The 16,788-nt window shown below is 71.1% G+C and carries 16 protein-coding genes and 2 tRNA genes; 3 read left to right on the top strand and 15 right to left on the bottom strand.

Going from position 1 to position 16,788, the window contains the following annotated elements:
• Positions 1-34: 34 nt before the first annotated feature.
• The 8 genes from ACWF9Z_RS25035 to ACWF9Z_RS25070 form a co-directional block, all read right to left on the bottom strand.
• A tRNA-Ala gene (locus ACWF9Z_RS25035) sits at positions 35-107 on the bottom strand.
• A 146-nt stretch (positions 108-253) separates the two neighbouring features.
• Positions 254-487, bottom strand: coding sequence for a hypothetical protein (locus tag ACWF9Z_RS25040; RefSeq protein WP_112446589.1), 234 nt, complete (start codon positions 485-487; stop codon positions 254-256).
• A 136-nt stretch (positions 488-623) separates the two neighbouring features.
• Positions 624-696 (bottom strand) — tRNA-Ala (locus tag ACWF9Z_RS25045).
• A 112-nt stretch (positions 697-808) separates the two neighbouring features.
• Positions 809-1,480 carry a histidine phosphatase family protein gene (locus tag ACWF9Z_RS25050; RefSeq protein WP_453605400.1) on the bottom strand — a complete coding sequence of 224 codons (672 nt, stop codon included), beginning with the start codon at positions 1,478-1,480 and terminating at the stop codon, positions 809-811.
• On the bottom strand, positions 1,477-1,923 hold the full coding sequence (rsfS, locus tag ACWF9Z_RS25055) for a ribosome silencing factor (protein WP_215023265.1): 447 nt from the start codon (positions 1,921-1,923) through the stop codon (positions 1,477-1,479). The genes ACWF9Z_RS25050 and rsfS overlap by 4 nt, the downstream gene beginning before the upstream one ends.
• A 121-nt stretch (positions 1,924-2,044) precedes the next feature.
• Positions 2,045-3,805, bottom strand: a complete 1,761-nt coding sequence (locus ACWF9Z_RS25060; RefSeq protein WP_453605370.1) for a LytR C-terminal domain-containing protein — start codon at positions 3,803-3,805, stop codon at positions 2,045-2,047.
• Positions 3,806-3,829: 24 nt separating this feature from the next.
• The gene (nadD, locus tag ACWF9Z_RS25065) at positions 3,830-4,447 is read right to left on the bottom strand and encodes a nicotinate-nucleotide adenylyltransferase (protein WP_453605372.1); all 618 of its coding nucleotides are present in this window, start codon (positions 4,445-4,447) and stop codon (positions 3,830-3,832) included.
• Positions 4,448-4,517: 70 nt separating this feature from the next.
• The gene (locus ACWF9Z_RS25070; RefSeq protein ID WP_204357619.1) at positions 4,518-4,685 is read right to left on the bottom strand and encodes a hypothetical protein; all 168 of its coding nucleotides are present in this window, start codon (positions 4,683-4,685) and stop codon (positions 4,518-4,520) included.
• 142 nt (positions 4,686-4,827) lie between these two features.
• Here ACWF9Z_RS25070 and ACWF9Z_RS25075 point away from each other — a divergent pair, with 142 nt between their 5' ends.
• Positions 4,828-5,928: a M48 family metallopeptidase gene (locus ACWF9Z_RS25075; RefSeq protein WP_453605374.1), complete on the top strand. Its 1,101-nt coding sequence runs from the start codon at positions 4,828-4,830 to the stop codon at positions 5,926-5,928.
• A gap of 69 nt (positions 5,929-5,997) precedes the next feature.
• Here ACWF9Z_RS25075 and ACWF9Z_RS25080 read toward each other — a convergent pair whose 3' ends face one another.
• The 7 genes from ACWF9Z_RS25080 to ACWF9Z_RS25110 all read right to left on the bottom strand — a co-directional run bounded on the left by ACWF9Z_RS25080 (position 5,998) and on the right by ACWF9Z_RS25110 (position 12,451).
• The gene (locus ACWF9Z_RS25080) at positions 5,998-7,140 is read right to left on the bottom strand and encodes an SCO2583 family membrane protein (protein ID WP_453605376.1); all 1,143 of its coding nucleotides are present in this window, start codon (positions 7,138-7,140) and stop codon (positions 5,998-6,000) included.
• 68 nt (positions 7,141-7,208) lie between these two features.
• Positions 7,209-7,769: an SCO2584 family spore wall biosynthesis protein gene (locus ACWF9Z_RS25085; protein WP_453605377.1), complete on the bottom strand. Its 561-nt coding sequence runs from the start codon at positions 7,767-7,769 to the stop codon at positions 7,209-7,211.
• Positions 7,770-7,846: 77 nt separating this feature from the next.
• Entirely contained in the window at positions 7,847-9,124 is a 1,278-nt protein-coding gene (locus ACWF9Z_RS25090; RefSeq protein ID WP_453605379.1) for a glutamate-5-semialdehyde dehydrogenase, read from the bottom strand.
• Positions 9,125-9,274: 150 nt separating this feature from the next.
• The gene (locus tag ACWF9Z_RS25095) at positions 9,275-9,709 is read right to left on the bottom strand and encodes a hypothetical protein (protein WP_453605380.1); all 435 of its coding nucleotides are present in this window, start codon (positions 9,707-9,709) and stop codon (positions 9,275-9,277) included.
• Between the two features lie 61 nt (positions 9,710-9,770).
• On the bottom strand, positions 9,771-10,898 hold the full coding sequence (proB, locus tag ACWF9Z_RS25100) for a glutamate 5-kinase (protein WP_453605382.1): 1,128 nt from the start codon (positions 10,896-10,898) through the stop codon (positions 9,771-9,773).
• A 78-nt stretch (positions 10,899-10,976) separates the two neighbouring features.
• The gene (locus ACWF9Z_RS25105; RefSeq protein WP_453605383.1) at positions 10,977-11,417 is read right to left on the bottom strand and encodes a GtrA family protein; all 441 of its coding nucleotides are present in this window, start codon (positions 11,415-11,417) and stop codon (positions 10,977-10,979) included.
• Positions 11,417-12,451 carry a glycosyltransferase family 2 protein gene (locus ACWF9Z_RS25110; protein WP_453605385.1) on the bottom strand — a complete coding sequence of 345 codons (1,035 nt, stop codon included), beginning with the start codon at positions 12,449-12,451 and terminating at the stop codon, positions 11,417-11,419. The genes ACWF9Z_RS25105 and ACWF9Z_RS25110 overlap by 1 nt, the downstream gene beginning before the upstream one ends.
• A gap of 157 nt (positions 12,452-12,608) precedes the next feature.
• Here ACWF9Z_RS25110 and ACWF9Z_RS25115 point away from each other — a divergent pair, with 157 nt between their 5' ends.
• Both ACWF9Z_RS25115 and ACWF9Z_RS25120 read left to right on the top strand, forming a co-directional pair.
• A complete protein-coding gene (locus ACWF9Z_RS25115; protein WP_453605387.1) occupies positions 12,609-15,488 on the top strand; it encodes a bifunctional glycosyltransferase/CDP-glycerol:glycerophosphate glycerophosphotransferase in 2,880 nt (959 codons plus the stop codon).
• Positions 15,485-16,654 carry a glycosyltransferase gene (locus tag ACWF9Z_RS25120; RefSeq protein WP_453605389.1) on the top strand — a complete coding sequence of 390 codons (1,170 nt, stop codon included), beginning with the start codon at positions 15,485-15,487 and terminating at the stop codon, positions 16,652-16,654. Before ACWF9Z_RS25115 ends, ACWF9Z_RS25120 begins: the two co-directional genes overlap by 4 nt.
• Positions 16,655-16,788: the final 134 nt, after the last annotated feature.

Genomic DNA, 16,788 nt, shown 5'->3' on the forward strand with positions numbered 1-16,788 from the left:
GGCCACCCGATTCGGGTGGCCCGCTTCTTCACTGTGGAGCTATGGAGAATTGAACTCCAGACCTCCTGCATGCCATGCAGGCGCTCTACCAACTGAGCTATAGCCCCTTGCCTTGCTTGCCGCTTCGTTCTCCGTTTCCGGTTCCCCTTGGCGACGTCCCAAACATTACACGGTCATGGCCCTGGTCCAAAAATCGGTTTCCGCAGACCCCGAGCCATGTCCGTTATGGGGTAGTTCGATCCCTGTCTCCGCGTCAGGCACGAGCGAACTGGTAGAACCGCTTCAGCGTGCAGTGCTCGTCGAGCAGCCGCCCGTAGATCGGCTCCCCCTCCAGCTCCCGGTACGTCTCGATCGGGTCGCCTTTTATGATCAGCGCCCGTGCGCACTCCTCGCACCAGTACTGGTAGTCGGGGTTGATCGGCTCCATGTCCCGCACGATCGGCGTGCCGTTGTTGCACCAGTCGCACCGCCGCCGGTGTGCACCCATCCGTCAGCGACTCCCTCCCGCGTCGGGCCGTCGTCGTCCCCCTCCGGCTGTCCGATTCTGCCATGCCGGTGCGCGGCTGGTCAGCTGCGAACAAAAGCAAAGATCCCGCCCCCTGCTGGGGACGGGATCTTGATTGTGGAGCTATGGAGAATTGAACTCCAGACCTCCTGCATGCCATGCAGGCGCTCTACCAACTGAGCTATAGCCCCGCTCTCCGCGACGCTCCCCCCGTTTCCGGTGTTCCGCGCTGCGAACAAGAAGAACTCTAGCCTGTGACCAGCCGGAAAGTGAAATCCGGGTGGGAGCCGCCCTGAAGCCGACTCAGTCGTCGTCGCCGAGCACCGGTTCGGGCAGCGTGCCGGCGTTGTGCTCCATCAGCCGCCAGCCCCGCGCGCCCTCGCCGAGGACGGACCAGCAGCAGTTGGAGAGCCCGCCCAGGCCCTCCCAGTAGTACGCGTCGAGGCCCAGCAAACGGCCGATCGTCGTACGGATGGTGCCGCCGTGGCTGACGACGACGAGCGTGCCGCCCGCGGGCAGCCGGTCGACGTGCCCCAGCACCACCGGCGCGGCCCGCTCGGCGACCTCGGTCTCCAGCTCACCGCCGCCCCGCCGGACCGGCTCGCCGCGCTTCCACGCGGCGTACTGCTCGCCGTACTTCTCGAGGATCTCGTCGTGCGTGAGGCCCTGCCACTCGCCGGCGAACGTCTCGCGCAGCGCCTCGTCGTGCTCCACGGGCAGGCCCGTGACGGACGCCAGCTCCGCGGCCGTGGCGGACGCCCGCCGCAGGTCCGAGGAGACGATGGCGTCGGGCCGCAGCGAGGCGAGCAGCCGGGCGGCGCGGCGCGCCTGCGCCACACCCATTTCGGTCAGCTCGATGTCCGTGGAGCCCTGGAAGCGGCGCTCCAGGTTCCACGAGGTCTGACCGTGGCGCCAGAGGACGATCTTCCGGCCGGTCCTGCCCGCGCTGGTCGTGCTCTCGCTGGTGGTGCTCAGAACAAATCACCGTCCAGTTCGTCGTCGCCCTGCGTCGCGCGCAGGGCGGCGTGCTCCTCGGCCTTGCCCTTGGTGAGCTTGGCGTCCTCGGGGAGGTCGATCTCGGGGCAGTCCTTCCACAGGCGCTCCAGCGCGTAGAAGACCCGCTCCTCGCTGTGCTGCACGTGGACGACGATGTCGATGTAGTCGAGGAGGATCCAGCGGGCGTCGCGGTCGCCCTCGCGGCGCACCGGCTTGACGCCGAGCTCCTTCTGGAGCTTCTCCTCGATCTCGTCCACGATCGACTTGACCTGACGGTCGTTGGGAGCCGAGGCGAGCAGGAAGGCGTCGGTGATCGACAGCACGTCGCTGACGTCGTACGCGATGATGTCGTGCGCGAGCCGGTCGGCCGCGGCCTGGGCGGCGGCGGTGATGAGCTCGATGGAGCGGTCCGTGGCGGTCACTGGCCATGCTTTCGGGTTGGCGGGCAGATCCTTACAAGGGTCTCATGTACCGCCGACACCGCCCGCGCGGAACCTCCCGCGCGGGCGGAGCCGTGCCTCGAAGGCGCGGCCGCAGCAGGCCTCAGGACGATTTGTAATCCTTGCCCAGCATCACCACGACGTCCGCGTTCAGCGTGTTCTCGGCCTTCTTCACGGCCGTCTCGGGCAGCCCCAGCGTCTTGGCCACCTCGACGGCCTTGTCCCGCTGGGCGTCGTCCTGGTAGGTGATCTGCGAGGTGGGCGCGGTCTTGTCGGCCTTGCCTCCGTCCACCAGGGTGTAGCCGCCGTTGACCAGGGCCGCCTTCGCCGCCGTCTGCGCCTTCTCGTCGCCGGTGGCGTCCTTGACGCCCACCCGGGGTGCCGCCCCGGGCTGCTCGGCGTTGGCGGAGCCTCCGAGGACCTCCTTGACGACCTTCTTGTTGGTGTCGTCCGTGAGGCCGCCGTCGGGCTTCACCGCGAGCACGTCCGTGCGGTAGGCGCCCACCTTGGCGTGCTCGCCCAGCTTGGACAGCAGCGCGCCCAGCGCCTGCGCGTCCAGCGCCGGATCGAGGATCTGGCCGGTGGTCTCGACGGTCTGCGCCGCCGTCTTCGGATCGCCGGGCACCTTGCGCAGCAGCGCGAACAGGACCTTGCCGAGGCGGTCCAGCTGCTTGGCCTCCGGCTCGCCCTGGGCCCGGTACGTGGCGTACGCGACGGCCATCGCGCCGCTGAGGCTCTGCTTCTGGCCCTGCGCCACGGCCGGGGACTTCGCCGCGTCGTCCGCCGGGACCGCCGCGTCGGTGTCGACCTCGATGCCGCCGACCAGCTCCACGAAGTTTTCCAGGAAGGGGGTGTCCAGGCGCCAGGTGCCGCCGATGCGGGTGCCGAGCACCGTGTCGAGGGATTCCCGTACGCCGAGGCCCCCGTCCTCCAGGACCTTGCCCAGCGGCGCGGCCGCGCCGTCGTCCGTGATGACGCCGAGCGTGCTCGGCACCATGACCGTGGCGCCCTGTTTGGTCGTGACGTTGTCGACGAGCAGCGCCGTGGAGACGCCGCCCTTCTTGGTGTTGTGCAGGTGGACGACGATCATGTCGCGCTTCTGCGGACCGGTGGCGGACGCGCCGCTCGAGCCCGGTCCCGTTCCCTCCAGGAACGGCAGCTTGCCGGCGTACCAGAGGTAGCCGAGACCGCCGGCGACGAAGACGGCGAGGACCACGATCAGCGCCACCACGCGGTTGCGGCCGCGCCGGCGGGCCTCCTCGCGGCGCTCGGTCCGGCTCTCGGTGAAGGCGAGCCAGTCGATGACGTCCTCGGAGTCCTCGTCCGGCTGGTCGATGAAGTCGAACTGCTCGGTGCGGTACGCGGGCCCCTGCGCGCCGCCGCCCTCGGCCCGGCGGGGCTCCGGGACCTGCGCGGACGCGGGCCGCGCCGCACGCCCGGCCGGCCGCTCGGGCTCGGGCGCGCGCACGGGCTCCGGCGCCGGGGCCTCCGGGGCGGCCTGCTGCGGGATCCACTGCTGGGTGGCCCGGGTGTCGTACCCGTAGGCCTGGGGCTGGGCCGGGGCCTGGGGGTACTCCTGCTGCTGCGGGGGGTACTGCTGCTGCGGCTGCCGGCCGTAGCCCTGGTAGTCGTAGCCGTACTGCTGCTCGTACGACTGCTGCTCGTACGGCTGCCCGCCGTAGGACTGCTGCTCGTACTGCTGCTGCTCGTACTGCTGCTGCCCGTACGGAGCGGACGGGGCCTGGGGGGCAGGGGCGGGCGTCTGGCCGTACACCGGCCGCCCGTACGCGTCGTAGCCGACGAGCTGCTGCTCCTGGGCTGGGTGCGGATCGTACCGGTCGTACGGATCCTGTCGGTCGTTCACCGCGGGGCCCCTCTCTCCGGAAGCTCAGGCTCCCCGGTACAGCTCACGCTTGTCGATGTAGCGGACCACGCCGTCGGGCACCAGGTACCAGACAGGATCCCCCTTGGCGACGCGCGCGCGGCAGTCCGTGGACGAAATCGCCAGCGCGGGCACCTCGACGAGGGAGACGCCTCCCTTGGGAAGGCCGTCGTCGGTGAGGACGTGGCCCGGCCGGGTGACGCCGATGAAATGGGCGAGGGCGAAGAGCTCGTCGGCGTTTCGCCAGGTCAGGATCTGTGCGAGGGCGTCGGCGCCGGTGATGAAGAACAGGTCGGCGTCGTCGTTGAGGGCGCTCAGGTCCCGCAGGGTGTCGATCGTGTAGGTCGGGCCGCCGCGGTCGATGTCGATGCGGCTCACCGAGAACTGCGGATTCGAGGCGGTCGCGATGACCGTCATCAGATACCGGTCCTCGGCCGCCGACACGGCCCGCTGCGACTTCTGCCACGGCTCACCGGTCGGTACGAACATCACCTCGTCGAGGTGGAACAGCGCGGCCACCTCGCTGGCGGCCACCAGGTGTCCGTGGTGGATCGGGTCGAACGTCCCGCCCATCACGCCGAGCCGGCGCTTGACCGGGCCCGTAGGCACTTCCTGCTCTCCCATGAGCGAAGAGCCTACTGGCCCGGTGGAGCGGCAGGGACCCGCCTTCGAGCGCGTGCGCGACGTGCGGACTTCAGCGGTCGCGGTTCAGGCGCGTGGTGACCCACAGGAGCAGCAGGAGGATGGCGAAGGCCGCGCCGCCGGTCAGGTACGGGTTGAGGCTGTCGTGGTTGCCGCCGTGCTGCTCGGCGCCCTCCGAGGCGAGGACGACCAGGGTGTGGGCGGTGGAGGCGAGGCTCATCAGGCAGCTACCTATCGAGTCGGGGAGCGGGGCGGAGATTTCGCTCACATCGTATGCGGGGGCCCGGGGCACGCTCACGCCGACTCCGGCGTTGGAGAGGATAGACGGACGGCAAGACGGACGGATCGACGGGGAGGGCGCTATGAAGGAGACGGGCTTCGAGAAGGCACCGGCACGGGACCGCAGGAGGTTCCCCGGTATTTCCTCGCGGGCGTACGAGCATCCGGCGGACCGCTCGGCGCTGGTGGCACTGCGGAAGCTGTCGGGCTTCGACACGGTGTTCAAGACGCTGAGCGGTCTGCTGCCGGAGCGCAGCCTGCGCCTGCTGTTCCTGTCGGACTCCGTCCGGGTGGGCGATGCGCAGTTCCCGCACCTGCACGCGATGCTCCTCGACGCCTGCTACATCCTGGACCTGGAGAAGGTCCCGCAGATGTACGTGCAGCAGGACCCCCGGCCCAACGCCATGTGCATCGGGCTGGACGAGCCGATCATCGTGGTGACGACGGGCCTGGTCGAGCTGCTCGACGAGGAGGAGATGCGCGCGGTGGTGGGCCACGAGGTGGGCCACGCCCTGTCGGGGCACGCCGTGTACCGCACGATCCTGCTGTTCCTGACGACCCTGGCGCTCAAGGTCGCGTGGATCCCGCTGGGCAATGTGGCGATCATGGGACTCGTGACGGCGCTGCGCGAATGGTTCCGCAAGTCGGAGCTGTCGGCGGACCGCGCGGGGCTGCTGGTGGGGCAGGACGTGCAGGCCTCGATGCGGGGTCTGATGAAGCTCGCGGGCGGCAACCACCTCCACGAGATGAACGTCGACGCGTTCCTCGCCCAGGCCGAGGAGTACGAGAAGGGCGGCGATCTGCGCGACTCCGTCCTGAAGATCCTCAACATGCTGCCGCGGACGCACCCCTTCACGACGGTGCGGGCGGCCGAGCTGAACAAGTGGTCGCAGAACCGGGACTACCAGCGGATCATGGACGGCCACTACCCGCGGCGCGAGGAGGACAAGGACACCTCGGTGACCGACTCCTTCCGGCAGTCCGCGACGCACTACGCCGACTCGGTGCGGACCAGCAAGGACCCGCTGATGAAGCTGGTCGGCGACATCGCCGGCGGCACGGCGGACCTGGGCGGCAAGCTCCGCGACCGGTTCACGGGCGGCGGTCCGGGCGCGGCCGCGGGCAGCGGCCCCGCGGGCAAGGCCACGGACCAGGGCGGGGGCGGTTCCGCCGAGCAGGGCTGATCCGGGGAGCGGCCCGGTGCCAGCGGCCGCGCGGGGGCCGGGGGCCGGGGGCCGGCGCCGGGCGCCGGCCTACGGGGCGGGGCTGAGGTCCTGGTCCGGGGCGGCCGTCGACGCCAGGACCCCGCAGAGCCCCGCCGTGCGCCGCGGATGGCCGCTGGCGTACGGGTCGCTCGCGGCCGGTCCGGCCGTCGTCGGCCCGGCGCCGGCCAGCAGCGGGCGGAAGCCCTGCGCCGGGTCGGCGGAGCAGTCCTGCGGGCCCGCCATCACGTAGGCCGAGGCGAGCTCCGCCCGCCGGGCCGTGAGGTCGTCCCGGTCGAAGCGCAGCCGCAGCTCCCTGCGGACGGTGAAGAGCGAGGCTCCGTCCGCCGGGGCCGGCCGGCCGGTGGCCGGGCGCACGGCGTAGACGAAGGTGTGGTCGGTGATCACCTCGAGCACGTTCGGACTGGTCTCGGCGTAGGCGAAGGATCCGCTCACCCGGACCCGGGTGTCGGCGATCACGGCGGTGGCCGGATCGAAGCGGACCAGCCAGCCGGTGACGGCGTGCCGCCCGTCACCGGCGGGCGAGACCATGCTCTGGTCGAACTGCGTCAGCTGGTCGGGGTCGAGCAGGACCCGCACCGGCCGGGTGGCGGTGGCGGACAGGACGTCCGGATCCAGCGAGGACTGCACGAGGTAGTCCTTGGCGATGCCCAGGGCCGCGAGGACCTGGGGGTCGGAGAAGTGCTGGGTGCGCCGCACCGCGGGCAGGGTGAGCCCGGCCGCCCCGACGCGGTACTGCGCGGCCGGGCCGTTCGCGAACAGCTCGGCCGGGCTGCCGCCCGGGACCGGCTCGGAGGGCGCGAGCGGCACGACGGTGCTGCTGAGCGCCTCGGCCCGGCCCGCGACGGGTGCCACGTACGGATTGCGCAGCCCCATGTACACGGCGGCGGCGAGCGCCAGGGTGACGCACAGCACGATGAGCCGGCCCTGCCGGGCCGCCGCGGCGCCGCCGCCGCGGGGCCCGGGATGGCCGGCGCCGGACCAGAAGGACCGGCTGCGCACGGCGCGGGCGTGCTCGCCCATGCGTTCCTGTGCGGAGAACTCCTGGAGCCGGGCAGCCCGGACGAAGTCCTCGTCGAACACCACCGACCGGTACTCGTCCGACCGGAACTCCTCGTCGCCCCCTCCGGTGCCTTCGGGGGTGCCGTTGGGTGGATCTCCTGGCACGGCCATCGCTTCTCCCCGCTGTCCCCGCTTCAGAGAAGCCCCCGGCTCCGGCGAAAGGGAGCGGGGTCGTACCTTCAGGGTTGGCGGCCGACGCGGTCCATAAACTTACCGGCGCCGGTGACTTCACCCATGGGGGTACTCGCGGGCGCCGGAGTCTGCTCCGCATCGCTGGCGGCGCTGCGGTAAACCGCGCTGAAAGCCAGGGCCACCATGCCGAGGCCCATGACGAAGGCGAGGAACCAGGCGACCGGCCGCAGCCACGGCGAGCGGCCGCGGTAGGGGCGCAGACTGCCGCCGTAGGCGCCGTACGGTCCGTCCGCGTAGCCGTAGCCGGGGCCGTGTTCCCAGCCGGATTCGTCGGAGTGGTAGCCGTCGGTGTGGCCGTACCCGTACCCGTCGTAGTCGTCGTCGCCCGTCCAGCCGCCCGCGAAGGCGGCCCGGGCGGCTTCGGCCGCTTCGGCGCGCGCCCGGTCGGCGGCCCGCTGGCGCTCGGCGGCGCTCGGTTCACGGATCTCGGCGTTCCGGACGAAGTCCTCGTCGAACACCACGGAGGCGAAGTCCTTGTCCGCGCCTCCGCGGTCGTCGTCGGGCTCCCCGTCGTCCGGGAACGGATTGCCCCCCACGTCGTCCGGCACGTGACCAGCCTAGACCTGGGGGGCGGCTTTGGGCAGGGCATCCGGCGAAATCCGGACACGCGGTGTTCGGGGAGCGACTACCGAACGTGACCGTCGCCGGTGACGATGTACTTCGTCGAGGTGAGTTCGGGAAGCCCCATCGGGCCCCGGGCGTGCAGTTTCTGCGTGGAGATGCCGATTTCCGCACCGAAGCCGAACTGACCACCGTCCGTGAACCGGGTGGAGGCGTTCACGGCAACCGTGGTCGAGTCGACCAGCTGGGTGAAGCGGCGCGCGGCGGCCTGGGAGGTGGTGACGATCGCCTCGGTGTGGCCGGAGGTCCAGCGCCGGATGTGCGCGACGGCGTCGTCGAGGGAGTCGACGACGCCGGCGGCGATGTCGTACGAGAGGTACTCGGCCGCCCAGTCCTCGTCGGTGGCGGGGAGGGCGGTGACCTTGGAGTCCTCCGCGTACCCGAGCACCCGCGCGTCGCCGTGGACGGTCACGCCGGCGTCGGCGAGCGCCTCGAGGGCGAGGGGGACGAAGGCGTCGGCGATGTCGCGGTGGACCAGCAGGGTCTCCGCGGAGTTGCAGACGGAGGGCCGCTGGGCCTTGGAGTTGACGAGGATGTCCACGGCCATGGCGAGGTCGGCCTGGGCGTCGACGTAGACGTGGCAGTTGCCGGTACCGGTCTCGATGACCGGGACGATGGACTCCTCCACGACGGTCTTGATGAGGGAGGCGCCGCCGCGCGGGATGAGCACGTCGACGAGGCCGCGGGCCCGCATCAGCTCGCGGACGGAGTCGCGGGACTCGCCCGGGACGAGCTGGATCGCGTCCGCGGGGAGGCCGGCCGAGACGACGGCGTCGCGCAGGATGGCGACGAGCGCGGTGTTGGAGGCGTAGGCGGAGGAGGAGCCGCGCAGGAGGACGGCGTTGCCGGACTTCAGGCAGAGGGCGGCGGCGTCGACGGTGACGTTGGGGCGGGCCTCGTAGATGATGCCGACGACGCCGAGCGGGACGCGGATCTGGCGCAGGTCGATGCCGTTGGGGAGGGTCGAGCCGCGGACGACCTCGCCGACGGGGTCGGGCAGGGCCGCGACGTCGCGGACGTCGGAGGCGATGGCCGCGATGCGGTCGGGGGTGAGGGTGAGGCGGTCGATGACGGTCTCGCTGGTGCCGGCCGCGGCCGCCCTCGCGGTGTCGACGGCGTTGGCCTCGACGATCTCGGCCGTACGGGCCTCCAGCGCGTCCGCGATGGCCAGCAGGGCCGTGTCCTTGGCGGACCGCGGGAGGGGGGCGATGGCCGCGGCGGCGGTGCGGGCGGCTTGCGCGGTGGCGATCACGGGTGAGGCGGTGGCATCGAGCGAGGTCATGCGGCCAGGGTAATCCCCGCCCCGGCCGGGCCGGACGGGGTTCCACCCCGCGAGACGGCCCGGTCTCCTTCGAGGCTCCGGCGGGGCTCCGGCCGGCGCCGCGGGCCCGGCCTCCCACGACGCGCCGGCGGGGCTCCGGCCGGCGCCGTGTCAGAAGGGGTGCACACCGACCGGGTGCGCCGGCGGCGGGCCGTAGCCCTCGGCCACGCGCTGGTGGTAGGTGGCGCGGTCGATGACCTCCAGGCCGACGATCTCCCACGGCGGGAGCTGGGCCGAGGAGCGGTGTTCGCCCCAGAGCCGCAGGGCGACGGCCGCGGCGTCGTGGAGGTCGCGGGCTTCCTCCCAGTAGCGGATTTCCGCGTGGTCGTCGGCGTAGCGGCTGGTCAGGAGGAAGGGGTGGTCGTGGGCGAGCTGCTCCAGCCCGCGGCGGACGTCGGACAGCGGCGCGGGCTTGCCCGAGACGCTCAGGGTGATGTGCCAGAGGCGGGAGGCATCGGGCTCCTCCCCGCGTCCGCCGATGTCACCGTCCCCGGTGCCGACGCTGGTCAGCGCTCGCCTCACCAGCCGCCTCCTTGTCTGCGCCATGCCTGTCCGCCCCTCACAGTTGACCAGTCCCCGGCCCACCGCGCGGCGGTTTTACCGAACCTCAGCCCTGCAGCAGGACCAGATCGTCGCGGTGGACGACCTCCCGCTCGTACTCGGGTCCGAGCTCTCGCGCGAGCTCGCGCGTGGAGCGGCCCAGGAGCCGCGGAAGCTCCTTGGCGTCGAAGTTGACGAGGCCGCGGGCCACCGCGCGGCCGTCGGCCGAGCGCAGTTCCACGGGGTCCCCGGCGACGAAGTCGCCCTCGACCGCGGCGATGCCCGCGGGCAGCAGCGAGCCGCCGCGCTCGGTCACCGCGCGTACGGCTCCGTCGTCGAGGACGAGGTGCCCCTGCGGGGTCGACGCGTGCTGGAGCCAGAGCAGCCGGTCGGTGGAGCGGCGTCCGGTGGCGTGGAACAGCGTGCCCGTCGCCCTCCCGGCCAGCGCGTCCGCGGCCTGGCTGGACGAGGTCAGGACGACCGGGATGCCGGCCGCCGCGGCGATGCGCGCCGCCTCGACCTTGGTGGCCATGCCTCCGGTGCCGACGCCCGCCTTGCCGACGCTGCCGATGGTGACGTGCGCGATGTCCTCGGGGCCGTGGACCTCCTCGACGCGGCTCGTGCCGGGCAGCGCCGGGTCGCCGTCGTAGAGGCCGTCGACGTCCGAGAGCAGGACGAGGAGGTCGGCGCGGACCAGGTGGGCGACGAGGGCGGCGAGCCGGTCGTTGTCGCCGAAGCGGATCTCGTCGGTGGCGACGGTGTCGTTCTCGTTGACGACGGGGAGGGCGCCCATGGCCAGGAGCTGGTCCAGGGTCCGGTAGGCGTTGCGGTAGTGCGCGCGCCGGCTGGTGTCGTCGGTGGTGAGCAGCACCTGGCCGACGCGGACCCCGTACCGCGCGAAGGAGGCGGTGTAGCGGGCGACGAGGAGGCCCTGTCCGACGCTGGCGGCGGCCTGCTGGCGGGCCAGGTCCGTGGGGCGGCGGTGCAGGCCGAGCGGGGAGAGTCCGGCGGCGATGGCCCCGCTGGAGACGAGGACGATCTCCTTGTCGCCTCCGCTGCGGGCCTTGGCCAGTACGTCGACCAGCGCGTCCACCCGGTCCGCGTCGAGACCTCCGGCCGCCGTGGTCAAGGAGGAGGAGCCGACCTTGACCACGATCCTGCGCGCGTCGAGCACACCCTGCCTAGCCGCTGACACGTCTGTCCCCTTGCCCCTTGCCGTCATGACCCTGCCCGCCCAATCTACGGGGTGGCCGGTCGGGGCCGCCCGGGGGTTTCAGACCGTGGACGTGCTGCGGGTCCGGTCGGGTTCCCCGGCCGCGGGGCCCGTTCCCGGGATGAGGATCTTGCGGGAGAGGACGAAGGTGAAGGGGATGGCCACGACGGCCGCGACCAGCGGAGCGATCTTGGTGTTCATCCCCGCCCAGGTCACCAGGGCGTACAGGCCGGCGGACTGGATCACGTAGTTCGTGATGTTGGTCAGCGGGAAGAGGAAGAACTTCTTCCACGTCGGCCGGGTCCGGTAGGTGAAGTAGGTGTTCATGAAGAACGAGCCGACCATCGCCAGCACGAAGGCGAGGGAGTAGGCGGCGAAGTACGGCATCCACGGGTGCAGCAGCAGGTAGAGGACGAAGAAGGTGCCGGTGTTGACGCCGCCCACCAGCCCGAAGCGGACGAGCTGGCCCAGCTTGGCTCTTCTGTCGGAGGTGTGCGCCATCAGTTGCCGCGCTCCACGATCGCGTTCTCGGACGCCTCGGCCACCCCGGCGCCGGAGATGCGCCTGGAGTCCCTGACGTCCCGGGACCCCTGGATGTCGCGCGGCATGCGCTCCGCGCCGTGCGACTCCTTCACCAGGAAGTGCGGCCGGCGCTTGGTCTCGTAGTAGATGCGGCCGATGTACTCGCCGATCAGACCCAGCATGATCATCTGGACCCCGCCCAGGCCGACGATGATCGCGACGAGGGTGACGTACCCCGGGGAGTCCACGCCGTGGGTCATGGCCGCGACCGCGATCCACAGGGCGTACAGGGCGGTCAGGGCCACCAGCGAGACGCCCACCCAGATGCCGATGCGCAGCGGCCGGTTGTTGAAGGAGATCAGGCCGTCCATGCCGTAGTTCAGCAGGGACCCGAACTTCCACTTCGTCTCGCCGGCCTCGCGCTGGGCGTTGCGGTAGTCGAAGTGGACCGTGTCGAAGCCGATCCAGGAGAAGAGCCCCTTGGAGAACCGGTTGTACTCGGGCAGGGCGAGCAGGGCGTCCACGGCCGGGCGGGAGAGCATCCGGAAGTCGCCGACGCCGTCGGTGAGCTCCACGTCGACCCACCGGTTGATGCCCCGGTAGTAGAGGCGGCTGAGCGCCGTGCGGAGCTTCTTGTCGCCCTCGCGGGTACGGCGGGCGATGATCTGGTCGTGCCCCTGCCGGTAGTAGTCGAGCATGGTGGCGATGAGCTCCGGCGGGTGCTGGAGGTCCGCGTCCATGATGACCACGGCGTCGCCGGTCGCCTCGCGCAGGCCGGCGAGCATGCCGGCCTCCTTGCCGAAGTTCCGGCTGAAGGAGACGTAGCGGGTCTGGTCCGTGTGTTCGGCGGCGATCTTGCGGAGCTTGCCGAGGGTGCCGTCGCGGCTGCCGTCGTCGACGTAGCAGACCTCGTAGTCGACGGGGAGGGCGTCCAGCACCTTGCGGATCTCCGTGTCGAAGCTGTCGATGACGGCTTCTTCGTTGTAGCAAGGGACTACTACGGACAGCTTCATGAACACATCCTGCGGGTCCGAACGAGTGATTGTCGGCGACCGGACCAGCCACTCACCTCTTCCTTAGAAGTATGCACGCCGGTGGTGGGCCTGCCGGGGGCGAGTGCGGCACACGGTAGCTTTGACGGGATAAACGGAATGAAACAAAGGGATCGAGGTGCACGTGCCTGACGTCTCCGTGGTCGTCATCGTCTACAACGACGCAGAGCGTCTGCCGACAGCCGTCCAGTCGGTTTTGGACCAGACTCTGCACGGGGTCGAAGTCGTGATCGTCGACGACTGCAGCAAGGACCGGTCCTACGCGGTCGCCCAGGAGCTCGAGGCCGCGCATCCGGGGCGGGTCCGCGCCTTCCGGCTGCCCGAGAACAGCGGCGGCTGCGGCGCGCCGCGCAATCACGGCATCAAGCAGGCCACCGGCGCCTACGTCATGTTCCTGGACAGCGACGACGTGCTGGAGCGCAACGCCTGCCGCAACATGCTGGACGCCGCCGAGCGGACCGGCTCCGACCTGGTCTCGGGCATGTGCGTCCGCGTGCACCTCGACAACAGGTGGGGCAAGACCACCGAGTGGTACCCGTGGATCTACTCCGGGACCCGCACGCTGGAGTCGATCACCGAGTACCCGGACCTGCTGGTCTACGACACCCTCTCCACGAACAAGTGCTACCGGCGCGCGTTCCTGCTGGAGCAGGGCCTGGAGTTCCCGGTCGGCATCCACTACGAGGACCTGCTCTTCTCCGCGCAGGCCTACGTCGCCGCCCGCCGCATCACGCTCATCCCGAACCAGGTCTACTTCTGGAACGTGGTCGAGAACGCCGCGGCGAAGTCGATCAGCAACCGGCGCCACGAGATCGAGAACTTCGTCCACCGGATGAAGATCCACCGTCGCGTCGACGAGCTGCTGGCCGCCAAGGGGTACGCGGAGATCAAGTCCGCGAAGGACGCCAAGTTCCTCAAGCACGACCTGGTGCTGCACCTGCGGGACCTGCCCCTGCTCGGGGACGCCTACCGCCAGGACTTCGCCCGGCTCGCCAACGGCTACCTGGCCGGCATCGACCCGGCCGCGTACGACAACGTCACGAACCTCCAGGCCATCTGCGCCTACCTGCTCGGCAAGGAGGACTGGGACAACCTCCTGCGCGCCGCCGACGCCATGACCAACAAAGGCCGGCTCACCTCGCCGCTCGCCGAGCGCGACGGCCGCGTCTACTGGTGCGAGCGGCACATCGACGACCCCGCCGACACCGAGGCCCGGCGGATACTGGACGTCACCGACCAGGGCTTCCTCACGGCGCCGCTCGGCTCCCTGGCCCTGGGCAACCGCCTCACCTCCTACGCGGACGACGGCCGGGGCACCGTCACCCTCGCGGGCGCGATCGTGAACCCGCTGGGCCGGATCCAGCCCGAAACGGAACTCAAGGCCACGCTCGAATTCCGGGCCCGCCGGCAGATCGGGGTGCGTTCCTTCAGCTTCCCGGTGGCAACCGTGCGCCACGCCGGTGACACGATCGAGTGGAACGCCACCGCCGACATCGGCAGTACCGTCCGCCCCCTCGGGATCATCGACGCGGTCTGGGACGTCACCCTGAAGTTGACGGCCGGCAGGGACCGGATCACCACCCGCGTCTCGGTCGGCGGGGTCGACCTGGAGCAGGCCGCCCGGCTGCGCGTGCGCCCCCGGCTGACCCGGCTGGTCTCCGACCGGTTCGAGCCCGAGGTGACCAAGAAGGGGAACCTCTCCTACGTCCTGACCGCCGAGGGCGCCGCCGCCGTGCGCACCCAGACGCTGATCAACAGCGCGATGCACGGCAAGGCCGCCGGCCTGGTCAAGCGGGGTCTGCGCAAGGCCCTGCGGGCCCGCCGCAACATCGGCTCGGGCGAGCAGAAGGTGAAGGTCTACCACGAGGTCTTCTCGAAGCTGCCGATCAAGAAGGGCACGGTCGTCTTCGAGAGCCACATGGGCAAGCAGTACAGCGACAGCCCGAAGGCGATCTACGAGGAGCTCGTGCGCTCGGGCGTGCCGTTCGAGGCGATCTGGTCGTACGCGGGCGGCAAGCCCACCGGCTTCCCCAAGGAGGCCACCCTGGTGCGGCGCTGGAGCTGGCCGTACCTGCGCGCACTGGCCCAGGCCGAGTACTGGGTCGACAACCAGGGCTTCCCGCTGGCGCTGGCCAAGCGTCCGGGGACCACGTACATCCAGACCTGGCACGGTTCGGCGCTCAAGCGGATGGGCTTCCACGAGCCCCGCACCAAGGCCCAGGGCCGCGCCGGACAGGACCGCTTCCAGGCGGCCGTCGACCGCTTCGACCACTTCCTGATCCGCTCCGAGCACGACGCCCGGACCCTCGCCAAGGGCTTCCGGCTCCGCGACGAGGTACTGCTGCGCACCGGCTACCCGCGCAACGACGCCCTGGTCGCGGCCCACCGTTCCGAGGCGGACAGCGGTGAGCGGGTCCGCGGGCCCCTGGCCGGCGAGTTCGGGATCGACCCGGAGAAGAAGGTGCTGCTGTACGCACCGACCTTCCGGGCGAACGCGGACGGCACGGTGGAGGGCTTCGAGTTCCCCTTCGACGTGGAGGAGTTCGCCGACCGGCTCGGCGACCGCTTCACGCTGCTGGTGCGCACGCACTACCTCAACAGCGTCACACTGCCGCCGTCGGTCGCGGGCCGGGTCATCGACGTGTCCAGGCACCACGACATCACCCCGCTGCTGGCCCTGGCCGACGGGCTGATCACGGACTACTCGTCCGTGATGTTCGACTACGCGGTCCTGGACCGGCCGATGCTGTTCTTCGCGTACGACTACGAGAAGTACGCGACCGACATCCGCGGCACGTACTTCGACCTGAAGGAGAAGGCCCCGGGCCCGGTGGTGGCCACGGCGGACGAACTGCTCCAGGCCGTCGCCGCCTTCGACGAGGCCGACGCCAAGTACGCCGAGGCGCGCCAGCGTTTCCTCGCCGAGTTCGGCGAGTACGACCGCGGGGACGCGGCCCGCCAGATCGTCGAGAAGTTCTTCACCAGGAGCGGCAAGTGAGTGACCAGACCGCCTCCGGCGGCCGTGACATCTTCCTCGTCTCCAACAGCGTCGACGAGCTCGGCGGCGTGACGACCTGGTCGCACCAGATGGCCCGGCTGTTCGGCGAACGCGGGCACCGGGTGCACGTCATCGGCATCGCCCCCGTCGCCGAGGAGATCCGGCAGAAGCTGCCCGACGACCTCCCGTACGCGACGACCACGCTCTACGAGGCCCGCCCGCCGGCCGCGCGCCAGCTGCACGGCATCAAGGGGCGGCTCAACGCGCCCGAACGGCGCCGCCAGGCGGCCCGCCGGGCGAAGATGCGGGCCAAGGCGGAGCAGCTGAGCGCGCTGCTGCGCGCGGCACGCCCCGGCGCCGTGGTGATCGTCACGCAGGTCTGGGCGATGGAGTGGGTGGCCCTCGCCGACACCAAGGGCTGCACCCTCATCGCCATGAGCCACGAGTCCTTCGAGGCGAGCCAGAAGTCCACCCGGGGCCGTCGGGTCCGCCGCTACTACCCGGAGGTCGACCGCATGCTCGTGCTGACCCCCGAGGACGCGGACCTCTGGATCCGGGCGGGCGTGCAGAACGTGGGCAGCATGCCGAACCCGCTGCCGTTCATGCCCTCCTCCCCCGCCCCGCGGACGGAGAAGGTCGTGGCGAGCGTCGGCCGCCTGGCCTTCGAGAAGGGCATGGACCTGCTGCTCGACGCGTGGGCGGACGCCGCCCCGCACCACGCCGACTGGACCCTGCGGATCTACGGGGCCGGCGTGGAGGAGCCCGCACTGCGGGCGCACGCCGCCGAGCTCGGCGTGGCCGAGTCCGTGGAGTGGATGGGCAGCACCGACGACGTGCTCGGCGCCCTGCGCGGGGCCTCGGTCTTCGCACAGGCCTCGCGGGCCGAGGGGTTCCCGATCACCCTGCTGGAGGCGATGGCCGCGGGCGTTCCGGTGGCCGCCTTCGACTGCGCGCCGGGCGTACGGGAGATCGTGCGGCACGGCGAGGACGGCCTGCTGGCCCGGCTCGGCAACACGATGGAGCTCGCCGGCCACCTGGACCGGCTGATGTCCGACCGGGAACTGCGCGACCGGCTCGGCGACAACGCCTTCCGCAACGTGCAGCGGTACTCCAGCGCCGAGATCACCGACCGGTGGGAGGACCTGTTCTCCTTCCTGGAGCGCTGAGTCCCCGGCGGACCGGGCATCGCGGTCCGCGTCCGCACGAAGCCGCCCGCCCCGGATCTCTCCGGGGGGGGCGGCGTAGTGGGGAACCCGCGGGGGGCGGTGATGGCGAGGGGTGGGGCACCCCGGCCACCCCC

Source organism: Streptomyces sp. NPDC054961 (assembly GCF_053609145.1).

Coding starts and splice junctions, on each gene's coding strand:
- ACWF9Z_RS25040 (WP_112446589.1), bottom strand. CDS start 487: ATGGGTGCACACCGGCGGCGGTGCGACTGGTGCAACAACGGCACGCCG.
- nadD (WP_453605372.1), bottom strand. CDS start 4,447: ATGGGAGAGCAGGAAGTGCCTACGGGCCCGGTCAAGCGCCGGCTCGGC.
- ACWF9Z_RS25070 (WP_204357619.1), bottom strand. CDS start 4,685: ATGAGCCTCGCCTCCACCGCCCACACCCTGGTCGTCCTCGCCTCGGAG.
- ACWF9Z_RS25075 (WP_453605374.1), top strand. CDS start 4,828: ATGAAGGAGACGGGCTTCGAGAAGGCACCGGCACGGGACCGCAGGAGG.
- ACWF9Z_RS25080 (WP_453605376.1), bottom strand. CDS start 7,140: ATGGCCGTGCCAGGAGATCCACCCAACGGCACCCCCGAAGGCACCGGA.
- ACWF9Z_RS25090 (WP_453605379.1), bottom strand. CDS start 9,124: ATGACCTCGCTCGATGCCACCGCCTCACCCGTGATCGCCACCGCGCAA.
- ACWF9Z_RS25095 (WP_453605380.1), bottom strand. CDS start 9,709: ATGGCGCAGACAAGGAGGCGGCTGGTGAGGCGAGCGCTGACCAGCGTC.
- ACWF9Z_RS25105 (WP_453605383.1), bottom strand. CDS start 11,417: ATGGCGCACACCTCCGACAGAAGAGCCAAGCTGGGCCAGCTCGTCCGC.
- ACWF9Z_RS25110 (WP_453605385.1), bottom strand. CDS start 12,451: ATGAAGCTGTCCGTAGTAGTCCCTTGCTACAACGAAGAAGCCGTCATC.